At 72.7% G+C, this 25,266-nt stretch carries 18 protein-coding genes; 10 read left to right on the top strand and 8 right to left on the bottom strand.

Annotated features, from left to right (window positions below; all coding sequences use genetic code 11):
• Positions 1 to 75: 75 nt before the first annotated feature.
• Positions 76 to 1,482, bottom strand: coding sequence for an MFS transporter (locus AB0M36_RS29800; protein ID WP_364164035.1), 1,407 nt, complete (start codon positions 1,480 to 1,482; stop codon positions 76 to 78).
• 80 nt (positions 1,483 to 1,562) lie between these two features.
• Entirely contained in the window at positions 1,563 to 3,416 is a 1,854-nt protein-coding gene (locus tag AB0M36_RS29805) for an adenylyl cyclase (protein WP_364164038.1), read from the bottom strand.
• A gap of 217 nt (positions 3,417 to 3,633) precedes the next feature.
• Here AB0M36_RS29805 and AB0M36_RS29810 point away from each other — a divergent pair, with 217 nt between their 5' ends.
• A complete protein-coding gene (locus AB0M36_RS29810) occupies positions 3,634 to 4,908 on the top strand; it encodes an MFS transporter (RefSeq protein ID WP_364164041.1) in 1,275 nt (424 codons plus the stop codon).
• A 1-nt stretch (position 4,909) separates the two neighbouring features.
• On the opposite strand, the gene AB0M36_RS29815 is transcribed toward AB0M36_RS29810, so the two are convergent.
• The gene (locus tag AB0M36_RS29815; RefSeq protein WP_364164044.1) at positions 4,910 to 6,163 is read right to left on the bottom strand and encodes a lamin tail domain-containing protein; all 1,254 of its coding nucleotides are present in this window, start codon (positions 6,161 to 6,163) and stop codon (positions 4,910 to 4,912) included.
• 214 nt (positions 6,164 to 6,377) lie between these two features.
• On the opposite strand from AB0M36_RS29815, the gene AB0M36_RS29820 reads away from it, so the two are divergent.
• From AB0M36_RS29820 to AB0M36_RS29850, 7 genes are all read left to right on the top strand, one after another.
• The gene (locus tag AB0M36_RS29820; protein WP_364164047.1) at positions 6,378 to 7,847 is read left to right on the top strand and encodes a tetratricopeptide repeat protein; all 1,470 of its coding nucleotides are present in this window, start codon (positions 6,378 to 6,380) and stop codon (positions 7,845 to 7,847) included.
• 116 nt (positions 7,848 to 7,963) lie between these two features.
• Positions 7,964 to 10,645 carry a fibronectin type III domain-containing protein gene (locus tag AB0M36_RS29825; protein WP_364164049.1) on the top strand — a complete coding sequence of 894 codons (2,682 nt, stop codon included), beginning with the start codon at positions 7,964 to 7,966 and terminating at the stop codon, positions 10,643 to 10,645.
• A gap of 10 nt (positions 10,646 to 10,655) precedes the next feature.
• Entirely contained in the window at positions 10,656 to 11,642 is a 987-nt protein-coding gene (locus AB0M36_RS29830; protein ID WP_364164052.1) for a MoxR family ATPase, read from the top strand.
• Between the two features lie 593 nt (positions 11,643 to 12,235).
• Positions 12,236 to 13,324 carry a DUF58 domain-containing protein gene (locus AB0M36_RS29835; RefSeq protein WP_364164055.1) on the top strand — a complete coding sequence of 363 codons (1,089 nt, stop codon included), beginning with the start codon at positions 12,236 to 12,238 and terminating at the stop codon, positions 13,322 to 13,324.
• Positions 13,318 to 15,882 carry a DUF3488 and transglutaminase-like domain-containing protein gene (locus AB0M36_RS29840; protein WP_364164058.1) on the top strand — a complete coding sequence of 855 codons (2,565 nt, stop codon included), beginning with the start codon at positions 13,318 to 13,320 and terminating at the stop codon, positions 15,880 to 15,882. Before AB0M36_RS29835 ends, AB0M36_RS29840 begins: the two co-directional genes overlap by 7 nt.
• Positions 15,883 to 15,920: 38 nt before the next feature.
• Positions 15,921 to 16,658: a phosphatase PAP2 family protein gene (locus tag AB0M36_RS29845; protein WP_364164061.1), complete on the top strand. Its 738-nt coding sequence runs from the start codon at positions 15,921 to 15,923 to the stop codon at positions 16,656 to 16,658.
• A gap of 20 nt (positions 16,659 to 16,678) precedes the next feature.
• The gene (locus AB0M36_RS29850; protein ID WP_364164063.1) at positions 16,679 to 17,380 is read left to right on the top strand and encodes a DUF3159 domain-containing protein; all 702 of its coding nucleotides are present in this window, start codon (positions 16,679 to 16,681) and stop codon (positions 17,378 to 17,380) included.
• Here the strand turns inward: AB0M36_RS29850 and AB0M36_RS29855 are convergent.
• From AB0M36_RS29855 to AB0M36_RS29865, 3 genes are read right to left on the bottom strand one after another with little or no spacing between them, the layout of a single operon-like run.
• A complete protein-coding gene (locus tag AB0M36_RS29855) occupies positions 17,348 to 18,805 on the bottom strand; it encodes a glycosyltransferase (RefSeq protein ID WP_364164066.1) in 1,458 nt (485 codons plus the stop codon). The two genes, AB0M36_RS29850 and AB0M36_RS29855, sit on opposite strands and share 33 nt — an antisense overlap.
• Entirely contained in the window at positions 18,802 to 19,917 is a 1,116-nt protein-coding gene (locus tag AB0M36_RS29860; RefSeq protein ID WP_364164502.1) for a HEAT repeat domain-containing protein, read from the bottom strand. Before AB0M36_RS29860 ends, AB0M36_RS29855 begins: the two co-directional genes overlap by 4 nt.
• Complete coding sequence (locus tag AB0M36_RS29865) at positions 19,917 to 20,291, bottom strand: response regulator (protein WP_364164069.1); 375 nt, start codon at positions 20,289 to 20,291, stop codon at positions 19,917 to 19,919. The genes AB0M36_RS29860 and AB0M36_RS29865 overlap by 1 nt, the downstream gene beginning before the upstream one ends.
• Before the next feature lie 218 nt (positions 20,292 to 20,509).
• Here AB0M36_RS29865 and AB0M36_RS29870 point away from each other — a divergent pair, with 218 nt between their 5' ends.
• Entirely contained in the window at positions 20,510 to 22,390 is a 1,881-nt protein-coding gene (locus tag AB0M36_RS29870) for an ATP-binding protein (protein ID WP_364164072.1), read from the top strand.
• A 22-nt stretch (positions 22,391 to 22,412) separates the two neighbouring features.
• Here AB0M36_RS29870 and AB0M36_RS29875 read toward each other — a convergent pair whose 3' ends face one another.
• Positions 22,413 to 23,072: a hemerythrin domain-containing protein gene (locus AB0M36_RS29875; protein WP_364164075.1), complete on the bottom strand. Its 660-nt coding sequence runs from the start codon at positions 23,070 to 23,072 to the stop codon at positions 22,413 to 22,415.
• 156 nt (positions 23,073 to 23,228) lie between these two features.
• Between AB0M36_RS29875 and AB0M36_RS29880 the strand changes: the two genes are divergently transcribed.
• Positions 23,229 to 23,513 (top strand): YciI family protein, encoded by a 285-nt coding sequence (locus tag AB0M36_RS29880; RefSeq protein ID WP_364164078.1) that lies wholly within the window; start codon positions 23,229 to 23,231, stop codon positions 23,511 to 23,513.
• 18 nt (positions 23,514 to 23,531) lie between these two features.
• Here AB0M36_RS29880 and AB0M36_RS29885 read toward each other — a convergent pair whose 3' ends face one another.
• A complete protein-coding gene (locus tag AB0M36_RS29885) occupies positions 23,532 to 25,229 on the bottom strand; it encodes a methyl-accepting chemotaxis protein (RefSeq protein ID WP_364164081.1) in 1,698 nt (565 codons plus the stop codon).
• Positions 25,230 to 25,266: the final 37 nt, after the last annotated feature.

Here is a 25,266-nt window from a genome sequence, read left to right on the forward strand (position 1 = left end):
AGTGCTCGCCCGCCGGCCGGCTCTCGTCGGCGCCGGCGGTGGTCACCCAGCCCCGCTCGGCGCCCAGACGGATGATCAGTCGTGGGTCCTGGAGCCGGCACCGGCACCGGCCGGCGTCGCGACCCTGGACGGCAGCATCACCGCCGCGACCGGCACGGTCAGGGCCGCGATGAGCACCGTGACCAGGAACGCCCGTTGAAAGTCGGCGGTCACCGGCGCCGGTCCGTGCAACAGCACCAGCAGCGCCAGACCGATGGCGCCTCCGACGTACTGCGTGGTGGTCACCAGGGCCGCGCCGCTACCGTTCGCGCTCTCGTCGAGGTCCCGGGTCCCGGTGATGAACATTGCGGTGAACGCGATGCCCTGCCCCACCCCGGAGACGACCAGGCCGGGCAGCACGCCGGTGAGATATTCGTGCTGGGTCAGACCGAGCGTCAGCAGCCCGAGCCCCACCGCGCCGATGCCGAAGGCGGCCATCAGCAGTCGGCGCAGTCCCCATCGACCCGCCAGCCACCCGGCCAGGCTGTTGCCGGCCACAATGGTCAACGTCAGCGGAAGGAACGCCAGCCCGGCGGCGAGCGTGCTCATCCGCATGTCCCGTTGCAGGTAGAGCGTCACCAGGTAGAACTCGGCGCCGAGGCTGGCCATGTAGAGCGCCGCCACCACACAGGCGGTACGCAGCGTGGTCACCCGCCACAACCCGACCGGAATGAGCGCACCCGGCCGTCGCGACTGCGACCAGGCGACCGCGACGCCCAGCCCCGCGGCCACGGCCGTCCAGGCCGCGACGACGCTCCAGGAGGCATTCCCGGTCGACGCCTGGGTCGCCGCCACGACGAGTGACACCACCGCGCCGGTGCCGAGTAGCGCCGCCGTCGGATCCAGCCGCCGGCGTAGCGACACCGGCCGATTCCGGAGCAGCCCCATCGAGGCCGCGACACACACCACATTGATCGGCACGGCCACCCAGAACACCCACCGCCAGGAGACCGTGGCCAGCACGACGCCGCCGACCACCACGCCCAGGGCCAGGCCCACCGCGCCGGTCGAGCCCCACACCGCCAGCGCCCGGTCGCGGGCCCGGCCGGGCGGCCAGCCCTCGTTCAGCAGGGCCAGCGTCGCCGGCGCCAGAAGAGCGGCCGCCAGTCCCTGACCCACCCGGCCGGCCAGCAGCAGTTCCGCGTCGCCGGCCGCACCGGCACCCAACGACCCGATCGCGAACAGCGCGTGCGCCGCCACGAACACCCGCCCACCGCCGACAGCGTCGACCAGTCGGCCGCCTACCAGCAGGAACCCCGCGAAGACGATCGCGTAGCCGCTGACCACCCACTGCAGGGTCACCGTGCTGAATCGAAGTGCCTCACCCAGCGACGGCAGGGCGACGTACACGATGGAGAAGTCGAGCGCGACCACTAGCTGGGAACAGGCCAGCGCGAACAGCAGCCGCGCTGAACCCGGACGTGGCGCAGCGATGTCCGGCAAGACGTACCCCCGTGATGTCCGCCGTTTGTTCGGTGAGTGTCGAAACTATCGACATGCTTGGAATTGATCAAGCTGAGGGTCTAGGGGGCCGGATATTCCTTGAGATAGACCGGCACACCCGTGTTGCTGGTGTCGGCCGGGCCGCCCACTCCATTCACGACATGGTCGATGGTGCCGGCGCTGAGGTTCACCGTCATGACATGGTGCAGCTTGACGCCGGGGCGCCGCGGGACCTCGAAACCGTTCTCGGTGTGGATCGACGGGTTGTTCTGGTTGAACACGTAGACGCCGGCACCGTGCAGGGTGTGGGTGCGTACCCGGTCGCCGACCTTGTAGCCGGCGTAGCCCTCGACGGCGCCGTTCATCCAGTCGGCCTGCGTCGGCGGGTCGTACGGAAGCTCGTTCTGATAGAGAATCGTGGTGCCCCGCTCGCCGTTCCAGGTCGTGTTGTAGCGCTGGAAGTGCTCGACGAACAGCCCCGTCGCCGTGACGTCGTCGCCGTTGATGACCGCGCCCTGCCGGCCGGTGTTGGTGCGCCAGCGCTCGGTGTCGCCGTTCACCCCGTCGGTGAAGCCCTCGACGCCGTGGTCGGCGCGCCACACCCAGGTGTGGTCGATGAGCACGTTGTCGCTGTTGACCTCGAGCGCGGTGTCGGCCTTGCCGATGTGCGGGCCGCCGACGCGGAAGTACACGTCGGACAGGGTGGTCGGGTTGCCGGTCGAGCTGATGCCGACGCCATGCTTGCGGCCGACCCGCAGCAGCGTCGCCGACTCCTCGGTGCCGGCGTCGATGGTGACGCCCGCGACGATCACACCCGGCACGTCGGCGACGGTCAACGGGGTCGCGCCGTCCACGGCGGTCAGGGTCGCGTGGCCGATGCCCAGCACCACCGTGCCGGGCCGCCACACGTGGATGCTTCGGGCGATGTCGTACACGCCCGGGGTGAGCAGCAGGTGCTTGCCGAGCGCGAGCTGGGCGTTGATCCGCCACACCGGGTCGGAGGGCTTGGCGACGAAGAAGTCGCTCAGCGGGAGCGTACGGCCGGCGGTCAGCCCCTCGCCCCAGGACGTGCCGGCGGTGCCGCGTCGCGCCGACGGCACGCGAACCTGGAACTGTCCGGAAGCGTCGACGAACAGGTACGGCTTCTCCCGGCTCAACGGGGTCTGTTCGATGGTGGTGTACGGCGGCGTCGGGAACGTCGCGTCGTCCGGTGCGCCCTCGACGCCCGCGAAGACCTGGTTCCACACGCCGTTGGACCAGCTCGTGACGGAGCTGTTCCGGGTGAGCCACTGCTGCTGGGAGCCGCTGACGACGTCGGGCAGCGCGGAGTCGGCGATGAAGCCGCCGCTGGCGTACTGCGGTCCGGCGGTGCAGTAGTCCATCAGGGACAGGTTGCCGCCCTTGATGTCCAGCCGGCGCAGCGACACTGCCTGCGACACCGCCCAGAAGTTGGCCGAGGACCGGCAGCCGTCCTGACCGGTGCTGTTGACGTTGATCGTCAGGTTGGAGAGCGTACGCCAGAAGTTGACCAGCGCCAGGCAGTTGCCGGTGCCGCCGTCGGCCAGACAGCGGTTGTAGACCTCGACCTTGCCGTTGATGACGACGTCGGCCGGGGACGCGCCGAGGCCGGAGATCTCGGTGTAGTAGCCCACCTTGATCTGCAGCGGCTTCTCCGCCGTGCCGTACGTGCCGGGCTTGAACAGGTAGGCGTAGCGGTCGGTGCCCATCTCGTTGTCGACCTGCTTGGCGTGCGTGGCGTCCAGCGTGGCCTGGATCTGCTCGACCGGCATGCTCGGATCGAACACCACGGCGGCGCCGAGGCTCGACACCACGGCGGGGCGTGCCGGCGCCGCGGACGCGGACGTACCCGTCAGCGATCCGGCGATCACCAGGAGGCCGGCGGCGAGAGTCCGGCGCCAGGGGCGTGTCCTCATTCGGGATGGTCCTTTCCGTCGCGGGGTTGCTATGAACCAGGTCACAGCAAGCGATAGACCGCGACGGATGTCAAGCCGGGGAGCGCTCTCTAGGCCCCACATTCAGGCCGCATGCGGACATCCCGCCCCGGTTCCGGTACCGGTCGGACCGAACGGCCGATCGGGGCCGCACCGATACCATCCGCGGACCGAGCCCCCCTCCGACCGGAAGAGTCCCTTGACTGCCACCACGGTTTCGCCCGGCACCCCCGGCATCGCCGCGACGCAACGCCGCGTCCTGCGCGTGTTGGTCGCCTCTCAGGTCCTCAGTGGCGCCGGCCTGTCCGCAGGGGTCACGGTCGGTGCGCTGCTGGCCCAGGACATGCTCGGCGGCGCCGGCCTCGCCGGGCTGCCCAGCGCGCTGTTCACCGCCGGTTCCGCTCTGGCCGCCGTGGTCGTCGGCCGGCTCTCCCAGGCCCGCGGCCGCCGGCCCGGCCTGGCCCTCGGCTACCTCGCCGCGGTCGTCGGCAGCGCCGGCATCATCGTGGCGGCGGTGGCCGGCAGCGCGATCCTGCTCTTCCCCGCCATGTTCCTGTACGGCGCCGGCACCGCCGCGAACCTCCAGGCCCGGTACGCCGGTGCCGACCTCGCCTCCCGCTCCCACCGCGGCCGCGCCGTGTCCACCGTGCTGGTCGCCACCACCGTCGGCGGGGTCGTCGGGCCGAACCTCGCCGCACCCGCCGGCGACCTCGCCCACGCCCTCGGCATCCCGCACCTGGCCGGGCCGTTCCTGCTCTCGGGCGTCGCCTACGCGCTCGCCGCCGTCGCGCTGACCTGCTGGCTACGCCCCGATCCGCTGCTGCTGGCCCGCTCCCTCGCCGAACCGACCGTCGAACCGACCGTCGAACCAGCCGCCGAATCGGCCGCCGAGCCGGCAGCCGAGCCGGCACTCGCGGAAGCCGGGCGCGGCAGCGTCGTCGTCGGCGCCTTCGTCATGGTCGTCGCCCAACTCGTGATGGTCAGCATCATGACCATGACGCCGATCCACATGCACGACCACGGCCTCGGCACCGCCGCGTCCGGGCTCGTCATCGCCGTCCACGTGGCGGCCATGTACCTGCCGTCGCCCGTGACCGGATGGCTCGTCGACCGCTTCGGCACCCGCGCGACGACGGCCGCCAGCGCGGCCACGCTCCTGGCGGCCGGCATCGTCGCCGCCACCGCGCCCGGCGACTCCATCGTCATGCTCTCCGTGGCGCTGGGCCTGCTCGGCCTCGGCTGGAACCTCGGTCTCGTCTCCGGCACCGCTATCGTCACCGACGCCCTGCCCCTCGAAACCCGCGCCAAGACGCAGGGGCTGGTCGACGTCTGCATCGCCCTCGCCGGCGCCGCCGGGGGAATCAGCTCCGGCGTCGTCGTCGAGACCGCGGGCTATGCCGTCCTCGCCAACGTCGGCGGTCTCCTCGCCCTGGCGCTGCTGCCGGTCATCGCCGTCGGCGCCGTCCGCCGGTGAGTCACCGACCGAAGGCGATCGTCCTGCCCTCCTTGACCTGCCCGGCCCGGTAGCTCACCTCGTCGATGGGCGTGCCCAGCGCGTCCACCAGGGTGACCGTCCCTCCGGTATTGCCCAGCGCGAACGCACCGTCGCCGGCGATCTGGGTGACCGCACCACCGTCGAGAGTGCCGGTCAGTCGCTGCGCGCGGCCGTTGCGGTCCCGCAGCGTCCACCCGGCCAGGTCGACCTGGGCGGCGGTGGTGTTGAGCAGCGTCAGCCGCTCGTTGCCGCGGTCCGCCCCCGCCGGGTCCGGCAGGGCCGCCACGATGACGACGTCGCCCGCGCCCAGCCTCGGCGGCCGCGTCGGCGCTCCGGGCGGCGCCGGATCCGGGTCGATGATGAAGTCCTCCGGCCAGACCGTCATCCGGATGCGGTGACCGGCGGCCTCGATCACGTCGTGCAGGTTGCCGGACTCGAGCCGATCCAGCAGGAACAGCGAGTCGTCGCGGTTGACCGGATCCGAGCGCAGCCACGCGTCGAACCCGTCGAAGTCCGTCGCGCCCGAGGCCAGGAACGGCACCAGCCGGCGGAACAGCTTCGGCCAGCACACCAGCTGTTGCAGGCCGGCCAGGTCGGTGACCGTGGCGGCGCCGTCGGGGTCGGCCGTCGAGGCGGGCCAGATCCCGGCGCCGTCGGCCCGGGCCTTGCGGGAAACCCCACAGAGATGGGTACGCAGCGACGCCGGCAATGTGGCGTAGAACGCCGGGTACGCCAGACCCGCCGCGAGCAGCTTCGCGTTGACCGACCGGTCCGCCCCGGCGTCGTCGAGGAAGACGGTGCCGCCGGCGGGTCCCTCCGGCTCGCCCGGGTAGACGAAGCCGATCAAGCGGCCGTTGGCGTCGATGCCGTTGGAGAGCACGTGTCCCCGCAGGCTGTCCCGGTCGGCGGAACGCACCTTGTTGGGCAGATCGTCGAAGAACTCCACCCCCGTGAACCCCAGCAGCCGCAGCAACTCGTCGCGAGCGGCGTTCGCGCCGGTGAGATCCTGGTGCGTCTCGTTGAAGTGGGTCTCCAGCGCGTCGATCGCCTCCAGGCGTACCGATATCCCCCGGGCGGTGAGATCCGGCGGCGAGCCCGACGGTCGGGGCAACCTCTCCACCAGCCCGGGCGAGTCCGGGCGGAACTTGACCGTGTCCCCGTCCGGCTCCGGACCCTGCCGAGGGAGATCCGCGTAACGAATCACGAATTGTCCGGTGAGCACCGTGTACGTCATTACCTCACCACCCACGTCGAAGGCTCGACACCCGGGCCTTCCGGCACCGTATTCCCGCCCGCGGCGGCCACAGAACGGCTGCGTCGGCTACGCGTCCGCAGATCTGACCGTTCGGCCGGACCCGGTCGTCTCAACGGTGGCCCCGGAGGGCGTAGCCGCCGCCACCGACTCCCCGCACTGGCGGTAGGGACCCCGTTCCAGGCAGCATGGCTGCGTGTCCCAACCGTCCCCGCTCCTGGCCCCCCGGCAGCACGCCCGGGCGCTCGCCGACTCCGGCGACCTCGCGCAGGCCCGCGCGCTGCTCGAGCACGCCGTCGACCTGGGACGCGCCAACCTCGGCGAGGACGACCCCGAGGTGCTGGCCACGGCGCAGCAACTCGCGGCCGTGCACCGGCGGGCCGGGGACCCGTCGTCCGCACGCCGGGTGCTCGAGGAGGCGTATGCGGCCGGGCAGTGGCGGCTCGGCGACACCGATCCGGTCATGCTGGGCATCTCCTTCGACCTGGGCGTCGTCGCCGAGGAGATGGAGAACCGGCACGAGGCGCGCCGGGCCTTCGGCCGGGTGGCGGCGCACGGGCCCGCGGTGCTCGGGGCCGACCACTGGACCGTCACCCAGGCGCGTTCCTATCTAGGAGAAGACCCTCCTACGGTACGGATGGAGCGCCCGACTCCCCCGCCTGCCGCGTCCCCGGTGCCGACGCAGCGCCAGCCCGCCTTTCCTCCCCAGCAGCCTCCTTCTCCCGGCCCGCAGCCAGCTTCTCCCGGCCCACAGCCAGGCTCTGCCGGCCCACAGCCAGGCTCTGCCGGCCCGCAGCCAGCCTCTCCCGGCCCACTGCCAGCTTCCACTGACCCGCAGCCTCCTTCTCGCGGCCAGCAGCTCGCTTCTCCCGGCTCGCAGCCCCCTTATCCGGGCCCCCAGCCCTCATATCCCAGCTCGCAGCCCCCTTACGCCGGCCCGCAGCCCCCTTACGCCGGCCCGCAGCCCCCTTACGCCGGCCCGCAGCCCCCTTACGCCGGCCCGCAGCCCCCTTACGCCGGCCCGCAGCCTCCTTATGCCGGCCCGCAGCCGCCCAACGCCGGCCCGCAGCCCGTCTACGCCAGTCCGCAGACCGCTTCTTCGGGGCCGATGCCCAAGGCCGCCTATCCCGCCCCGCGGGACGAGCGCGGGTCGATGCCGTCGCGTTTTGGGCCGTCGAGCGCCGAGGCGGCGCCCGTTTCTTCCGCGAGCGCCAAGTCCTCGTACACGGGCAAGGCTCCGGCCCTGTTCGCGGCGATCGCCGCGGTCCTCGGCGTGCTCATCGCCGTGGCCGCGCTCGTGGTGGTCCTGGCGAGGCCGGGCGACGACGACGGGGGCGACAAATCCGACGTGCCGACCCTGAGCGGGCCGGCGCCCACCGACGTGCGCATGCGGGACTACGGTTCGTCGGTGCGGCTGACCTGGACGGATCCCGCCAACGGACGGACCTCGTTCCTGGTCACGGGCGGCCGCCGGGGCGAACAGCTCAAGCCGATGGGCCAGGTCAGCCCCGCCACGACCTCGTTCGATCTCAACGGCCTCAACCCGGGCCTGGACTATTGTTTCGCCGTCGTCGCGGTCTACAGCACGAGCCAGTTCGCCACTTCGCCGCAGGCGTGCACCAGTCGTGGGGACACCGGCGCCAGCTCGGGGAAACCCCGCCGATGATCACACTCAGCGATCATCGTTATCCACAACGGTGACTTATCGAACGCCCCACGACGCCCCGCCGGCCCCTATGATGGCCTGCGTCCTTGGGGTGGAAAGACGACGTACCGAAAGGAATGCGGACCGTGGCCAGTGCGAAAGCGTCCAGTGAGGACGCCGTCACCGAGCGGCGCGGGAAGCGTTGGCGTGGCCGTGGCGGCCTCGTCACCATCGGCACCGTGCTGGCCCTCGTCGCGGGCCTCGGGCTCACCGTCCTGGGCCTCGGCGCCGCCGATCAGGCCGTCGCCAGCTTCGACGCCGCCTCCTGGGTGTGGAGCCGCACCAAGGGCGAGGCCTCCCGGGTCAACGGCGTCACCGCCCGGGTGGACACCCGCGTCGACGTGCCCCGCGCCCGCGGACACCAGCTTCAGGTCACCCAGAATGACCGCTTCGTCATCCTGCGCGATGTGCAGACCGGCGTGGTCAGCACGATGGATCTCATCTCGCTCAAGGAGGCGGCGACCGCCGACACGACGTCCGGCCTGGGCGTGCGGGTGGCGCTCGACAAGGACTCCGCCTTCATCGTCGACACCGTGCAGGGCGAGGTGCGCCAGCTCGACCCGCGCACGCTGACTCCGGTCGGGCAGTCGCTGCGCTTCCCACCGGGCATCACCGGCGGCGTTTTCGACGGCAAGGGCCACCTGTGGATAGCCGTGCCCAGCGAGGGCACGGTGTCGGCGATCACTCCCGCACCCCTACCGGACGAGTCCGCTACCGGCGGCTCCGCCGCCGGAGCGGCGGCCGGGCGGGCTGCCGGCCCGGCGCTCGTCAGCACCGAGGACGTCGCTCCGGGCAACCACGACCTCACCATCTCCACGCTGGAGAACGGCGTTGCCGTGCTCAACCGCACGACCAACGAGCTGACGACCGTGCGCGGCCGTGACAAGCAGACCATCACCCTGCCGCTGGACGGCCCCGGCTCGCTGCCGCCGCACACGGAGGGCGACGTCATCCCCGTCACCGTCCCCGACACCCGGCGGGTCTACGCGGTGAGCCAGGGCCGGACCACCGCCGAGTTCCCGGTGCCCGGCGACGGCGCCGAGTTGCAGGCGGCGGTCGCCTGGGAGGGCTTCTTCTACATCGCCGACGAGTCCACCGGCAAGGTGCACGTCTTCGACCAGGCCGGCAGCGAGCGCAAGGACATCGGCTTCGCCAATCCCGGCGGCCCCCTCGAGCTCGAGGTCCGCGAGAACTACCTGTTCATCAACGCGCCGGGCGCGTCCACCGCCCAGGTGGTCGACGACGCCCACACGGTGCGCGTGGTCGACAAGTACGCCGACGACGTCCTCGGCGGCGACCCGCCGCCCACCCCGCCGGCACCGCCGCCGCCCCCGCCGAAGCCGAAGAAGCCGCCGGTGGCCAAGCCCGGCGCCCCCCGCGCCGTGCGGGCCGCGGCCGGCAACGCCCAGGTCCGGGTGACCTGGCAGGCGGCGTCCGACAACGGCGCGCCCATCACCCGATACGTGGTCGAGGGCGCGGACAAGACCTTCCCGGTCGGCGCCAACCAGCGGTCGCTCGACGTCACCGGGCTGACCAACGGCGAGACCTACCGGTTCACCGTGCACGCGGTGAACAAGAAGGGCGCCGGCCCGATCCGCACCAGCAACGCGGCCACGCCGACCTCGGAGGTGCCCGACGCGCCGACGGCCGTCACCGCCGAGGCCCGACCCGACGGCACGGTCCTGGTGAGCTGGCCCGCCGCCAACGGCCAGGGCATCGACATCGAGCGCTACACGGTCACCGCGATCAGCGAGGGCGGCAGCTCCCCGATCGGCGAGGCCAAGGACGGCACGTCGCTCACCATCGCCGGCGGCGAGCTCGAATACGGCAAGCAGTACGCGTTCACCGTCGTCGCCGTAAACGTTCGCGGCGCCGGATCGAAGGCGTCCCCGGTCAGCGCCAGCGTGGTGCCCTTCACCAAGCCCGGCCGTCCCGAGGGCGTCGACGCCGCGACGGTCGGCGACCGGCCCGGCACCATCAAGGCGTCCTGGACGGCCCCGGCCGACAACGGCCGCCCGATCACCAAGTACGTCGTCTCCGCCGGCGGCCGCACCACGGAGGTCACCGACGGCACCAGCGTCACCCTCGAGGGCTTCGGGGCGGGCGAGACCGTCGCCGTCGAGGTCCGCGCGGTCAACGAGGCGGGCGAGGGCGAGGCGGCCTCCGCGACGGCCCGGACGGTGGCGAAGCCCACGGTGACGATCACCGGGTCCTCGGCGACCTTCGACACCGCGACGGTGAACTTCACCGTCGACGCGGGCGGCGGCACCGCGAGCTGCACCATCTCGGCGTCCGGCGGGGGCGGCACGGCCTCGGGCAGCTGCACCAGCCTCAAGGTGAGCGGCCTCAAGCCCAGCACGTCGTACACGTTCACGGTGAGCGCGAAGAACGCCGCCGGCACGGAGTCGAAGACCCGCGCCCAGAAGACCGACGTCCTGTTCGGCACCGCGACCTGCAAGAACGGTCAAAACGGCGACACCGCTACCTACTGCGACGAGGATCGTGACGGCCGCAACGGTGGCGAAATCTTCAGCATCACCAAGCAGGACAACGACAAGCAGGTCGGCTGGGCCAAGCCCGGCACCCGGTTGGAGGCGTTCTGCAAGAAAAAGGGCGACAACATCGACTCCTACATCTACAACAACCACAAGGAGTCGACGTGGTGGATTCAGGTCAACTACAAAGGTAAGAACTACATCCCGTTCGCGTGGCTCAACCTCGACGGTGGCGACGATGTGAACGACCTGCCCACCTGCTGAGGACGTGTCCGTGAGCACCGAACCCCTTCCGCCCGCGCACGTCGAGGGCTTCGCCGGCATCGCGGCGCAGCTCGCCGACCGCATCGGCACGGTCGTCCTGGGCAAACCCGACGTCGTACGGCTCGCCCTCGCCGCGTTCTTCGCCCAGGGCCACGTCCTGCTGGAGGACGTCCCCGGCGTCGGCAAGACCACGCTGGCCCGGGCGCTCGCCGCCTCGGTGCGCGGCCAGTGGCGCCGCATCCAGTTCACGCCCGACCTGCTGCCCTCCGACGTCTCCGGCGTCACGATCTTCAACCAGGCGAGCCGCGGCTTCGAGTTCCACCCCGGCCCGGTCTTCGCCAACATCGTCATCGCCGACGAGATCAACCGGGCGTCGCCCAAGACGCAGTCGGCGCTGCTGGAGGTCATGGAGGAGCGCCGGGTCACCGTCGACGGCGTACCGCACCCGGTGCCGCAACCCTTCCTGGTCGTCGCCACGCAGAACCCGGTCGAGATGGACGGCACCTACCGGCTGCCCGAGGCCCAGCTCGACCGCTTCCTCGTCAAGCTCTCGGTCGGATACCCCGACGAGGAGGTCGAGGTCGAGGTGCTGCGCGGTGCGGCGCTGCGCTCCCCCGACGCCCTCGAGCCGGTCACCGACACGGCCACGGTCGGCGAGATGGTCCGCATGGCGTCCCGGGTGCACATCGCCGACCCCCTCTACACCTACGCGGTCCGCCTCGCCGCCGCGACCCGCGACCACCCACAGGTCCGCGTCGGCGTCAGCCCCCGAGGCGTCATCGCCCTGACCCGCGCGGCCTCGGCATGGGCCCTGATCAACGGCCGCGGCTACGTGCTGCCCGAAGATCTGAAGACCCTGCTCCACCCGGTCTTCGCCCACCGCGTCCTGCTCTCCGCCGACGCCCAACTCCGCGGCGTCACGGCGGCGGAGGTCCTCGACGACGCGGTCCGCTCGGTCCCGGTCCCGCTCCCCGACAACCAGCGCGCCGGAGCGTGAACACCCCCGCCCCCCACCACCGAGGCGCCGACCCCGAACGCGACGCTGACCACGAGCGCGACGCTGGGCGCGTCACCGAGCACGGGCGCGACGCTGACCGCGAGCGCGACGCTGGGCGCGGCGCTGAGCACGGGCGCGACGCTGGGCGCGGCACCGAGCACGGGCGCGACGCTGGACACGAGCCCGGCGCTGGGCGCGGCATTGAGCGCGAGCGCGGCGCTGGGCTTCGGATTGGGCGTGGCGCCGGGCTCAGGCTTGGACGCGGGCGCGACGCTGAACGCGACGCAGGGCTCGGGAGTAGGCGCGGTTCCGGCCTCGGGACCGGGCGCGACGCTGGCACTGGCCGCGGCGCGCGGCTCGGGCGCGCCGCTGGACTTGGCCGCGGCACACGGCTCTGGCGCGGGCTTGGACTTGGCAGCGGAGCGCGGCTCGAGCGCGGGCCAGGGATCGGGCGCGGGGCTGGGATTGGGCGCGGCGCTGGACTTGGGCGCAGGGCTGGGACTGGGCGCGGCGCTGGACTTGGGCGCGGGGCTGGGATCGGGCGCGGCGTTGGGGTGACTGGTCGTGGCGTCGGGGTTGGGGTTGCCGCTGTCGTGCTGCTCGCGGGCGGGTTCTCCTTCGGCTACCCCGACCTGGCTCTGCTCGGCGCGGCGGCTGCGGTCGCGGTCGTTGGCGCGGTCGTGTTCGGGCTGTGGCGGCCCCGGCTCGGCGTGGATCGCCATGCTGAGCCCGACCGTGTCCCGCGCGGCGAGCCCGCGGCGATGACGTTGACCGTTCGCAACACCAGTCGTCTGCGGGCCGCCAACGTCGTCGCCGCCGACCGGTGTGGTTCGGCGAGTGTGCCGGTGCCGTTGCTGCGGTTGCGGCCCGGGCGGGACACGACCGTGGAATATCAGGTGCCGACCACGCGGCGCGGGGTGGTGCCGGTCGGGCCGCTGCGGGTCACCCGCGACGATCCGTTGGGGCTGCTGACGCTGTCGCGGGCGTACGGCGGCACCACCAGCGTCTGGGTGCACCCTCGCATCCACCTGTTGCGCGCCGTACCCGCCGGGATGGCCCGCAGCCTCGACGGGCGCATCGACAAGGTGCCGCACGGCACGATCACGTTCGACTCGCTGCGGGAGTACGTCGTCGGCGACGAGTTGCGGCGGGTGCATTGGCGCAGTTCGGCCAAGGTCGGCGAGCTGATGGTGCGCGAGCAGCTCGACACCAGCGAACCGACGATCGTCGTGCTGCTCGACGACCGCGCCTCGGCTCATCCCGGGCAGCGCGACGGCACCGCCGAGTCGTTCGAGGCGGCGTGCGAGGCGGCGGCCTCGATCATCGCGGCCGCCGTCCGGGAGGATCTGCCGGTCGCGCTGCAGCTCGTGTCGGGTCCGGTCAAGGGGCCGTTCCTCGACGTGCTCACCGAGGCGGGGCTGGGCGACGGCGACCTCACCCAGACCGTGCGCAGCCTGCGCCAGAACCGGATCGGTGACACCCTCGTCTATCTGACCGGGCCGGGCGGGCGGTCCGGCCTCGGCGCGGTGAGCGCGCTGCGCGGGCCGTACCCGGTGGTGATCGCCGGCCTGTTCGGCGATCCCGACGCGGCGCCGGTCGGTGTGGGCGGCGGGATGATCGTCATCGAGGCCGAGGACGGCGAGCAGTTCGCGGGCGCCTGGGACGGGGTGCGCGGATGGTGAGGTGGCTGCGGGCTTCGGTCGTACCCATCGCTCTGATGATCCTGATCTTCCTGTCCGGGGTCGTGCTCGGACGCATCTACGCCGACGACCTGCTGGTGCGGCTGGTCGCGGGCGCGGCGGTGGGGTCGGTGGGGATCGGCGTCGCCGTGCGGCGGCTGCCGTCGTGGACCGTCGCGCCGATCTCGGTCGTGGCGCTGGCCGGGTACACCGCGGGAGCGCTCAAGATCGCCGCGACGCACGCCGCGCTCACCGATCCGCTGCCGCGCGTCATCACCGACGCCCTGGTCAACGGCATTCCCCGGCTGCTGACCGCCATGATCCCGGTGGAGGCGACGCCGGACACCGTGGTCGTACCCGTGATCGCCGCCTGGCTGGCCGGCCTCGCCGGCGCCGAGATCGCCCTGCGCGCCGGCCGGACGCTTCTGGGCTGCGTGCCCGCGGCGACCGTCTATGGCGGCGCGCTCTACGTCGTCGGGCCCAACGCGGGCAGTGCCGGGTGGCCGACGCTCGCCTTCGCCGTCGCGGTGGTCGCCGCCCTGGCCGTCACCGCGCGTCCCGCCGGCGGCCCCTCCCTGGAGGACATGCCGGCGAAGACCCGGGCGGCGGTGCGGGGCCGCGCGCTCGCCGGGTCCGCCGCCGGCCTGGTGGTCCTGGTCGGCCTGATCGCGGCGCTCGGCCCGTGGGTCGGCGGCCGGGTCACCGTGACCCCGGTCGACCCCCGACGGTACGTCGAACCGCCGCGGGTGGACAGCCTCGACGAAAGCCCCCTGAACCGGATCTCGGGCTGGGCGCTCACCCCGAAGCAGAAGCTGCTCGAGGTCGGCCCTACCACGCCCGGCAAGGGAAAGGTACGGCTGCGGCTCGCCGTACTCCCGGACTACGACGGCATCACGTGGCGGGTCGGAGCGACCTATCGCAACGCCGGGCGGGTGCTGCCCCAGCCGCCGCTGTTGCCCGACGTACCCGTCAAACGGGTCACCCAGGACGTCACGGTGAACGAGTTGACCGGGCGGCTGCTGCCGGTGCTGCCGACGCCGGCCGGCGTGGACGGCACCCGCATCGCGTACGACGCGGCCACCGGCACGGTGATCCGGCCGGAGGCGCTGCGGCCCGGGCTGCGCTACACGGTCACGTCGGACACCCAAGAGCCGGACTACAACCTGCTGCCGACCGCCGACTCACCGGCCGGCGACACGGTGGCGCGCTTTCTCACGGTCGGCGCCGGCGTGCCCGACGCGATCCAGCGGCTCGCCGACAAGCTGGCGGACGGCAACGGAGCCGCGTACGACCGGGCGGCGGCGATCGAACAGTTCCTCGCCGAGCACTACCGCGTGGTGGCGGACGCGCCGAGCGGGCACGCGTACCCCAATCTGTCGTACTTTCTCTTCGGTCCCCGCGACCGGGGCGGCCAGCGGGGCACCTCCGAGCAGTTCGCGGCGTCGTTCGCGCTGTTGGCGCGGCTGACCGGCCTGCCGTCACGGGTCGCGGTCGGCTTCGAAGCTCCGAAGGCGGGCGGCCCGGTGACCGGCGGCGACGCGATCGCCTGGCCGGAAGTGCTCTTCGAGGACCTGGGCTGGGTGGCGTTCGACCCGATTCCCAAGAGCGACAACCCCCGGCCGGTCGAGGACGACTTCACGCCCAAGCCCACCGTCCCGCCGACCTCGGAGCCCCCACCGGCGACAGACCTGCCCAGCGCCTCGGCGCCACCCCCGGTGGCCGCTCCCCCTGCCCCGACCGCCGCCGGGCCGTCGCGCGTCCTGGTGGCCTCGGGTACGGGCGGAACGGTCCTGCTGATGCTGGCCGCCGCCGCCGCGACGGTGGTGTCGATGCGACGGGGGTTGCGCCGCCGCCGCTTGACCACGGGCGGCCCGGCCGACCGCATCACCGGCGCCTGGTTCGAGTTCACCGACGCGCTGCGACTGGCCGGACGTCCCATCCCCCGCCACCTCGCGGCGTCCGAGGCGGCCGCCTTCGCCGCCAACGCCCTCAACCCGCCGACCCCGTCCCCCACCACCGACGCCGCACAGGCGTCACCCGCGAACACCGGAGCCACACACTCCTCGCCGGCGGGCAACGGCGCCGCCCACCCCTCGCCTACGAGCGACGGCGCAGCACAGGCGTCTTCCGCGAATACCGGAGTCGCCCAGGCCTCGCCCGCGGGCCATGGCGCCGCAGAAACCTCAGCGGCAGCGCCCGGGGGCGTGGGCGCTTCGCCTACCGGCGCCACAACCGCATGGGCTACCGACGCGGCCGCTTTGTCCGCTGGGGCCGCAGCGTCGTCCGCGAGTGCGGCGGCGGGGTTCACGGCGGCCGAGACGCCGCTGCTGCGCCGCGCCTCGCCCTCGCTGGATGCCGGTTTGCCGGCGTTGGACGAGTTGGTCACGGCCGTCAACACGGTGGCGTTCGCACCCGGGTCGGCGACGGACGAGCAGGCGCAGCGGGCTGGAGGCCAGGCGGTCGCCTTTGCCGCCGCCCTGCGGCAGAGGCGATCGTGGTGGCGGCGAGCCTGGTGGAGTCTGCATCCGGGTCCGCTCCGCTGGCACTCACCTCGGCGCTGAGCCGCGTAAGGCCGCGCCGCGAGGGTAGGAAGTGGGGCATGAGACTCGGCCCGCGGCTCACCACCGCCGCCCTGCTCGCGATCGGCCTGCTGGTGCCGTTCGCGCTGCTCGCCGTGTTCGTGGTGGGCGACTGGGCGCCGCTGCGCGAGGCGGACGCCGAGGTCACCGGCGCGTTGCACGGGTGGGCGTTGGCACATCCGGGCTGGGTCGATACGACGTACTGGTGGACCACCATCTTCGCCCCGTTCCCGTTGCGGTTCGCCACTCTGCTGTTGGTGATCTGGCTGCTGCGCCGGCATGCACGGCGGTTGGCGCTCTGGGTGGTGACCACCATGGCGGTTGGCGGCGTACTCGGGGCGGTGCTGAAACTGCTCGTCGGACGCCACCGTCCCGATCTGCTCGAACCGGTCGCGCGGGCAGCCGGTTTCTCGTTCCCCTCGGGACATGCCCTGAACGCGACCCTCGCCGCCGGGGTGTTCGTGCTCGTGCTGCTCCCGGTGGTGCGCCACCGCTGGATCCTCTGGGCGGGCGCGATCGTGGTGGCCGTGCTGACCGGGGTGAGCCGCGTCGTCCTCGGCGTGCACTACACGAGTGACGTGATCGCCGGCTGGCTGCTCGGCGTCGCCCTCCTGGCCGCGACGACGATGGCATTCACCCGCCGCGGCCCGGAATCCGTGATGGAACAAGGGCTCGAACCCCGCCTGACCGACCCCCACCACGCGGCGCTGACCGGCGGCCCGTGGGCTGGCGGCGGAGCGGAAGGTAGGCTGTCCTAACTTCGAGAGCGGGGTGGGGCGTGGCGGAACCGGAGTCGCTGGCCGAGGTGCTGGGCGGGCGCCGGGCCGCCATCGACGCGACCGTGCCGCCCGTTGTCTTCGTTGCCGGCTGGCTGGCCGGTGGGCGGTCCGTCTGGGCCGGTGCGGCGGCCGCGTTCGTGGCGGCCATCATCGTCGCCGGGGTGCGGCTGCGGCATGGCGACCGTCCCCGGGCCGTGCTCGTCGGACTGCTCGGTGTCTGCGTCGCGGCGCTGGTCGCGTTGCGTACCGGGCGTGCCGAGGATTTCTTCCTGCTGCAGATCGTCAGCAATGCCGCCAGTGCGTTGCTGTGGGCGGTCAGCATTGTGGTTCGCTGGCCACTGCTGGGCCTGGTCGTCGGTGCGGTGCTGGGGCAGAAGACGCGGTGGCGGCACGATCCTGCTCTGCTCCGGGCGTACCAGAGGGGCAGTTGGATCTGGGTTTTGCAGTATGTGGTGCGGCTGGTGGTCTTCGTGCCGCTGTGGGCCGCGCAGGCCGTGGTCGCGCTCGGGGTGGCGCGGGCCGTGCTGACCTGGCCGCTGATCGCCGCGTGCCTGGCGGTGAGCTGGTGGGTGATCCGGCGCGACCTGCCCGACGATCATCCCGGGCTGCGGCATCCGCGGACCGGCCCGGAGCAGCACGCCGCGGCGGTGTCCGATCGGGAGCCGCCCTCAGCTCCGGCTGGCGCCGACCATCTCGGGTGAGTCGACCTCGCCGCCGAAGCCCTCGCGGTGCATCGTGCCCCAGACCGCCGTGTGGCCTCGCCAGGCGCTGAGCACGCCCGCGACCTGCCAGAAGGCGAGCAGTTGCCGGTAGCCGAAGTTTTCGATGACCGCCGCGGCGACCCCGCGGGCCACGTCCGACCAGCGGGGATAGCGGTGGAACGAGACTTCCTCGATGAACAGTGACGTGAGGCTGACCAGCAGGCCATAGCCGTACGCGACCAGCACGAACCGCCAGGCGAACGCGACGTCGATCGCGTCGGCCCACAGGCCCAGCGGCAGCAGCACCACGGCCGCCAGTTCGATGAACGGCGCGAGCAGCTCGAACACGACGTAGTAGGGCAGGGCGACGAGGCCGATGCGCCCGTAGCGGGGATTGCCGATCATGCCGCGATGCTTGGCGAGGATCTCCGCGATGCCGCGATGCCAGCGACGCCGCTGTCGGCCCAGCACCTCGAGGCGGGACGGCGCCTCGCTCCAGCTGACCGGCTCGGCGACGAAGATGACGCGGTAGTCCTCCTTGGCCTGCCGGAGGTGGTGGTGCAGGCGGACGACGAGTTCGGCGTCCTCGCCGATGGTGTCCGGGTCCATGCCGCCGACGCGGACCACGAGGTCGCGGCGGAAGAGGCCGAACGCCCCGGAGATGACCACCAGGCCACCGAGTCGCGACCAGCCGGTGCGGCCCATGAGGAACGCCCGCAGGTATTCGACCACCTGCACGCGCAGCAGCCAGGACCGCGGCATGCGGACGTCCACGACGCGCCCGCCGACCACCTTGCAGCCGTTGGCGATCCGGACCACCCCGCCGCAGGCGGCGACGCGCAGCGGGTCGTCTCCGAAGGGCTTGGCCACCGACAGCAGCGCGTCGGGGTCGAGCACCGAGTCGGCGTCGACCATGCAGACGAGCGGGTGCCGGGACAGGTTGATGCCGACGTTCAGCGCGTCCGCCTTGCCGCCGTTGGTCTTGCGGACGACGGTCAGCGTCTCCGGGTCGGCGCGGGCGACGTGCACGGACAGCACCTGCGACCGGTACGGCACCTCGGACGGCACGACCCGCGGCACGGCCACGAGATCGAAGTGCGCCCGGAGCCGCTCGAAGGTGTCGTCGGAGGAGCCGTCGTCGACGACCACGACCTCGTAGCGTGGGTAGCGCAGCGCGGTCATCGCCTGGACCGCGGCGACGATGCCGGCGCCCTCGTTGTGTGCGGGCACGATCACCGACACCGGCAGGGTCAGCGGGCTGCGGAACATGTCGTCGGCACCGGCGAACGGGATGCGGCGCAGGTGCTTGGCGAACTCGAGGCCGGCCAGCACGATAAGCCCCAGATAGCTGCTGTTGAGCGCGATGAAATAGACGAAGATCGCCAGGTCGGTGTAGTGCAGCGCGTCGCGTACCACCTCCGTCACCGGGCGGCTCCGACCCGCTCGTCGCTCAGCACTCCGGCCAGCGCCAGTGCCTCCTCGGCGTGGCACGCCGCCGTCGAGCGCTGGGCGTGCGCGCCCGCGCCGCCCGCCTCGGCCCGCGACTGTTCCGCCGTGACGACGTCCCGCAGGGCCTCGAGGCCGGCGGGGCCGATGCGGCGCAACGCGTGCGCGGCCTCGTGGGCGACCTGGAACGCGTCGTCGCCGAGCAGGTTCACCAGGGTCGGGACCGCGGCCGGTGCGCCGACGTCACCGAGCGCCCGGGCGGCGGCGGCGCGCAGGGCGGTGGGCCGGGATTCGCGCAGCGCGTGGGTCAGCGGTTCGAGGGCGCTGCGCGTACCCAGTTTGCCGAGGTTGACGGCGGCGGCTACCCGTACGTCGAGGTGGGTGTCCTCGCGCAGGATCCGGGAGACGCGATCCACCGAGCCGGTGGCGCCCAGCAGGCCGAGCGCGTCGAGGCAGACCGCGCGCACCCGGGCCTGCGGGTGGTCCAGCGCGGCGGAGAGGGTGACCTCGGCCCCCAGGCCGAGCTGGGCCAGGGTGTGGCTGGCCAGCAGCGCCGGGATCGGGTCCGGCTGGTCCAGGCTGGAGATGATGCGCCAGGCCGCTGCCGGGTCACCGATGCGGCCGAGCGCGCGTACGGCGACCACGCGCACCTCGCCGCGCCGGTCGGTGAGCAGCTGACACAGGTCGGGTACGGCCCGGCGCACCTCCAGATCGCCGAGGACCTGGGCGGCCCGGGCCCGCTTGATCGGGCTCCGGGAGCGCAGCTGCCCGAGGGCGGCGCGTGCGGTGCCCCGGCGCAGGAAGACGGAGACCAGGCCGAGGTGGGCCTCGCCGCGGAGCTTGCCGAGCAGCGCCAGGGCGTGCGGTTCGGCGGCGCGCCAGGCGTCGTCGGGGATGGCGACGAGGTCGTCGCCGCCCTCTTCGCCGTTGTCGGCCACGAAGGCGAGCAGCGCCTTGCGGGGCGCGGCGGCAAGCCGGGTGCGCTTGGCCTCCCGGACCCGGCGCGTCACGCGCACGACGATGATGCCGGCCGCGGTCACCGCGACGACGACGGCGAGGATCGCGATGAGGGCCGTGAACAGGGCGAGCATCACCGGGCCACCCGCGCCAGCGCCGCCTCCACGCGTTCGAGCAGTTCCCGCGGGCTGAACGGTTTCACGACGTAGTCGGTGGCGCCGGCCGCGTACCCCTGCTCGAGGTCCTGGGGGCGCGACCGGGCGGTGAGCATGATGATCGGCACGTCGGCGGGCAGCGGGCCGGCGCGCAGCTCGCGGCAGACCTCGATGCCGGACATGCGCGGCATGCGGACGTCGAGCAGCACCAGGTCGGGCGGGCGCGTCCGGACCTCGCGGAGCGCGGAGATCCCGTCCGGCACGGCGATGACGTCCAGGCCGCCCTTGCCGAGACGGTACGACACCAGGTGACGAATATCCGGATCGTCCTCGACGAGGAGAATGGTGCTCATCGTCCCCCCGGATGGTCGAACCGGACCCTCACCTGCCCAACATATCCGTTTTGTGAGCTTCCCTCGCGGCGAACCCCGAGCAAAGCGCGCCCGCGCCGGCCATGCTCGGCCCCGGATGCGCCTGGAACGGGAGCGGACCGGGGGACGGCGATGGGAGCAAAGCTGCAACCGCGTCGCCACAGCTCAATCCGCCCCCGACCGCGTCCGATAGAGGCAACGTGACGTTCACCAGGTGGCTCCGGGCAGTCGGCCCGCGCGGTACGGCCCTCGCCGCCGCGACGCTCACCCTCGGCCTGGGCACCGGCGCGGCCGCCACCGCCGGAATCGCCGCCGCCGAACGCGACGCCACGGCCGCGGCACTCACCCTGCGCAGCGCCAGCGTGCGCACCGCCCTAGACACCGCTTTCCAACGGTACGCCGACACGATGCACGACATCGCCACGGCCGCCGCCACCCAGCCCGCCGCCACCCTGCCCTCCACCGTGGCGCGCATCGCCGGCTCCCGGCTCGCCGGCGCGCACCAGGTCGTCGTCACGAACGCCGCCGGCGGGATTCTGGCTCAGCACACCGTCGACGGCAGCACGCCGCCCCCGCGCGTCACGCTCGATCCGGAGCCGCGCCTGGCCGAGACCATGCGCCTGGCCCGGGACAACGGCCGCCTGGTGGCCGGCCCGGTGCACGTCCTACCGTCCGACCGTGGACTGCCGGCGGCGGGACAACCGGCCGCCTTCGATCTTGTCGCACCCGTGTACGGCGCCGGATTCCGCGGCTGGGTCGTGGTCGCCGTCCGCGCACCCGAGCTGCTCCGGCAGTCGCTGCGCGCGGCGGACGTCACCGGCGTGGCCGCCGTCGTCACCGAGACCACGGCCGACGGGGGCACCCACGAGATCGCCCGGTGGACCGGGGACGGCAGCCCGGCGGGTGCCCTGCGGGACACCGTCGACGTGGTCGTCGCCGGGACGGTGTGGCACGTCCTCGTCCGCCCGACCGCCGCCCTGGTCGGCGCCGCACGTACCCCCGCGGCACCGCTGGCCATGCTCGGCGCGACCGTCATCAGCCTGCTCGCCGCTGCCGGGTTGCTCACCGCCGAGGCGGGCCGCAAGCGGGCCCAGGCGGCCGCCCGCCGCGAGGCCGCCGACGCCGCCGCCGCGCACGACCGGGCCCAGGCGGCGCACGACCGGGCCCAGGCGGCCCAGGACCGGGCCCGAGCCGCGGAGGACCGGGCACGAGCCGCCGGTGAATCCGCCCGCGACCAGATCCGCGCCACCGAGGAGTCCGCCCGGGAACGGCTCCTCGCCGTCGAGCAATCCGCCCGCCAGCAGTTCCTCGCCACCGAGGACGCGCTGCTCACCGCCGAGGACGCGCTGCGTGAGCGCGAGGCCGAGCTGTCCGGCTTCGCCGCGGCGGCCGGCGAACACCTGCATGCACCGCTGCACACGATCGCGAGCGTCACCGAGATGCTGGTGGAGGACGCCGCACCGCAGCTCGACCAGGCGTCGCGCGGGTTCCTCGAGCGGATCGGCACCAGCACCCGCCGCATGCTTAGCACGGTCGACGAGCTGATCGCGTACACGTCGGCGACCGACACCGCACTCAAGCCCGAGGCGATCGACGCGACCGGGCTGACGCTCGGCGTCGTCGCGGGCCGCCTCGACCGGGCCGGCGACCGACGGCCCGGCATCGAGGTCGACGACCTTCCCGCCGTGATGGTGGACGCCCACCTCCTCGGCGAGGTGGTGGGCCACCTGGTCGACAACGCCCTGCGCTTCGTCCGGCACGACACGGCACCCCGGATCACCATCGGCGCTCGCGAGCACGCTCCCGGCTGGTGGCGCATCGAGGTGTCGGACCGCGGCATCGGCGTACCCGAGGAGCAGCGCGACCGTATCTTCGCGCCCTTCCACCGCGCCCCGGCCGCCGAGGGCTTCCCCGGCATCGGCCTCGGCCTGGCCGTGTGCCGGCGCATCGTCGCGCTGCACGGCGGCGAGATCGGCGTGGACCCGAACCCCGGAGGCGGCAGCATCTTCTGGTTCACGGTCGCCGCCGCGACCACCGAACCCCTCCCGGGCACGGAACTGTTCGCCGCCGACCTCGCCTGAGGCATCGCGGCAGGACAGGTCCCTAGCCGGCGACCCGCCGGGAATAGCGATCGAAAGCGCGCGGGCCGATCCGGGACAACACGAACCAGACCGGCGGGGGCATCACCGCCTTCAGCGTCGCGACGTGCTCGGGCGCTCCGTCCCGGACCACCATGCCGAAGATCACCGGCAGTTTGCTCTTCGGCGTCTTCTTCATGCCCGCCTCACCGACCTGGGCCCACTCCCCGGCGGTGAGGTGCTTGTCGATCAGCGGCAGCAGGTGTTCCTCCTCTGTGTCCAGATGCTCCACCATCGGCGGGATCATCGCCTCGAGCGCCGCCGCGAGAGCCTCCCGGGAGGTCGCGTCCGCGGCGGCGCGCCACGCGGCGGCTCGGGTGTCCACCTCGGCCAGTGCCCCGTGCAACGCGTGATGCTGCCGCCGCATGGTCTCGACCAGGGGTGCGACCTCGGCCGGGGCGCGGTCCAGCAGCTTCGGCCAGACCAGGTCGTCCTCACCCTGGTGGTGATGGTTCAGCAGTTCGGTGATCAGCGCGACGTGGTCGGCGACCCGGGCGACGGCCGCGGCGTCACCCGCGGGCACGGCGCGCACCAGGGCGGGCGCGGCCGGGAACTCGCGCCGGAACGCACTGTGCACGACGTACATGTCGCGGCTGTCGGCCTTCGGGGCGGTGGGGGTGGTCATCTCGGCTCTCCGTAGCAATCGGCGCGCGAGCCCGTCGCACCAGGAAAGCCGGTCGAGGACGGCACGCGCGGGAGCATGACCCGCGGCAGCGTAGCCAGAGCTGTCCAGCGGCCGTCCCGTGGCGGGAACGGAGCACCGGCGGAATACGATCATGAAATGTTCGTCGTGATACTGACCTACCGAACCGACCTCGCCCAGATCGACGATGCGCTCCAGGACCACATCGCGTGGCTGGATCAGCAGTACGCGGACGGGGTGTTCCTCGCCTCGGGTCCACGGGTCCCCCGGGTCGGCGGCGTGATCCTGGCCCGCCAACTCTCCCGCGAAGACCTCGACAGCCGCCTCGCGACGGATCCGTTCCACCAGCGCGGCCTCGCCGACTACGCCGTGACGGAGTTCGTTCCCGCGCGTACGGCCGAGGGATTCGCCCAGCTGAAGTAGTTCCGCGGCCTGCGGCGGTCAGTGGCGGGAGGCCAGGGCCTCGAGGCGCTCTCCGGCATCCGCCACCCGGGTGGTGAGGTCGGCGACGACGGCCTCCTGCTCGATGGTCATCTCCTGGGCGTTCGCCGTGGTGTCGTCGATCGTCGCGATCGTGTCGCTCATCGCGGTCATGATCTCCACGACCGCCGTCACGTGCTGGTTCAGCTCGCCGAGCGTCGCGCTGATCGTCTCGGTCGATTCGGCCGTGGTGCCGGCCAGGTTCTTGACCTCGTTGGCCACCACGGCGAAGCCCCGGCCGGCCTCGCCGGCGCGGGCCGCCTCGATGGTGGCGTTGAGGGCCAGCAGGTTGGTCTGTTTGGCGACTCCGCCGATGAACCTGGCGACCTCGTCGACCCGGCGCAGGCTCTCGTGCAGCGTCCCGACGGCCTGACTGGCCTCGGTGTTGTTCTCCAGCAGGCGGTTCGCCGCGATCCGGGCGTCGCGGACACGTTCGTCGATCCGCCCGGCCGCCACGCCGACGGTCACGGCCCGCTCGGACACGTCGGCCAGTTGCCGGGCGACGAAGGCCGACGTCTCGTCGACGAGTTCCCGGGCCCGCTCCCGCGTCTCTCGCTCGGCCGCGCTCTGCCGCTCGTGGGTCCTCTCCAACTCCTCCCGGCGTTGCCGCTGCTCGGTTTCCAGCAGGCGGTCCCGACCGGCGATGGTGTCGAGCATGGCGTCGATCGTGCGACCCAGCGCGGCGATGTCGTCGTTGCCGGTGGTCGCGACCCGCAGCTCGTAGTCGCCCGAGGCGACGATCTGCTCGGTGGTCTGCCGCAGCGGGCGCACCCGGCGGCTCACCGCCCGCCGGCCCGACCAGACCACGAGCACCAGGATCAGCAGGGTGGCGACCGCGATGAAGGCGAACAGCCGGACCGCGGTGCTGGTGGCGGCGGCGTGGATCGGGCGGCCCTGCACCGATTCGAGGACGAGTCTCTTGCCGTCGACGGTGGCGATGCTCGCGTGCAGCGCGATGCTGTCCGCGTTCAGCACGGTGGTTCCCACGTCGAGGGCGCCGACGAGGCTCGTCAGCGACTGGGTGACCGTGGTGCCACGCGGCTGGTCAGCGACGGCCGTGGGCAGGTTGATGTCCTTGCTGAACACGCTCATGCGTTCCGCACTGAGCCGCTGCACCAGCACCAGGCCACCGGCGGACCGGCCCTCGCCGCTGCTCGGGTACACCGGTAGGCCGCAGAACAGGTACATCGTGTCGGCGGCGACGACTCCGCAGCGGGCGCTGCCGGCCTCTCCCTCGGGGTCGTAGAGGCGGCTGAGCACAGTGGGGTCGATGAGCTGCGCCGCCGGCCTCCCGAAGCCGTCCACGCCAAGGGTGCCGCCGGCCACCAGCCGGCCGTCACGGCTGACGCCGAGGACAGCGTCGTAGTTGCCCCCGGTGTCGGCGGGGTCGTAGTAGAAGTCCTCGGCGAAGGTCTCCGCGTCCTCCTTCGCCACGTCCTGGTAGGTGTTGTCCCAGACAGCGTTGGTGGACCCGAAGGTGGCGAGCAGCCGGGCCTGGGTGTCCAGGCCGATGCGCATCCGGTCGGCGTCCTGCGCCACCTGGCGCGCTTCCAGCCCGTCGAACGCGCTGGTCGCCACGTTACGCAGCAGGAGGAAGCCGGCGCCGCAGCCGAGGAGCGCGGCGAGGACCGGGACGAATCGTCTGAACTTTGCTCGCACGATTACCCCAGTCGGCGCGGATGAGCCGGGAATCAAG

Source organism: Actinoplanes sp. NPDC051346 (assembly GCF_040682215.1).
Classification (GTDB): domain Bacteria; phylum Actinomycetota; class Actinomycetes; order Mycobacteriales; family Micromonosporaceae; genus Actinoplanes.

Excerpts from the sequence above, each read along its gene's own strand:
- AB0M36_RS29805 (WP_364164038.1), bottom strand. The coding sequence starts at position 3,416 with ATGAGGACACGCCCCTGGCGCCGGACTCTCGCCGCCGGCCTCCTGGTG.
- AB0M36_RS29815 (WP_364164044.1), bottom strand. The coding sequence starts at position 6,163 with ATGACGTACACGGTGCTCACCGGACAATTCGTGATTCGTTACGCGGAT.
- AB0M36_RS29825 (WP_364164049.1), top strand. The coding sequence starts at position 7,964 with ATGCGGACCGTGGCCAGTGCGAAAGCGTCCAGTGAGGACGCCGTCACC.
- AB0M36_RS29840 (WP_364164058.1), top strand. The coding sequence starts at position 13,318 with ATGGTGAGGTGGCTGCGGGCTTCGGTCGTACCCATCGCTCTGATGATC.
- AB0M36_RS29845 (WP_364164061.1), top strand. The coding sequence starts at position 15,921 with ATGAGACTCGGCCCGCGGCTCACCACCGCCGCCCTGCTCGCGATCGGC.
- AB0M36_RS29860 (WP_364164502.1), bottom strand. The coding sequence starts at position 19,917 with ATGCTCGCCCTGTTCACGGCCCTCATCGCGATCCTCGCCGTCGTCGTC.
- AB0M36_RS29865 (WP_364164069.1), bottom strand. The coding sequence starts at position 20,291 with ATGAGCACCATTCTCCTCGTCGAGGACGATCCGGATATTCGTCACCTG.
- AB0M36_RS29875 (WP_364164075.1), bottom strand. The coding sequence starts at position 23,072 with ATGACCACCCCCACCGCCCCGAAGGCCGACAGCCGCGACATGTACGTC.
- AB0M36_RS29880 (WP_364164078.1), top strand. The coding sequence starts at position 23,229 with ATGTTCGTCGTGATACTGACCTACCGAACCGACCTCGCCCAGATCGAC.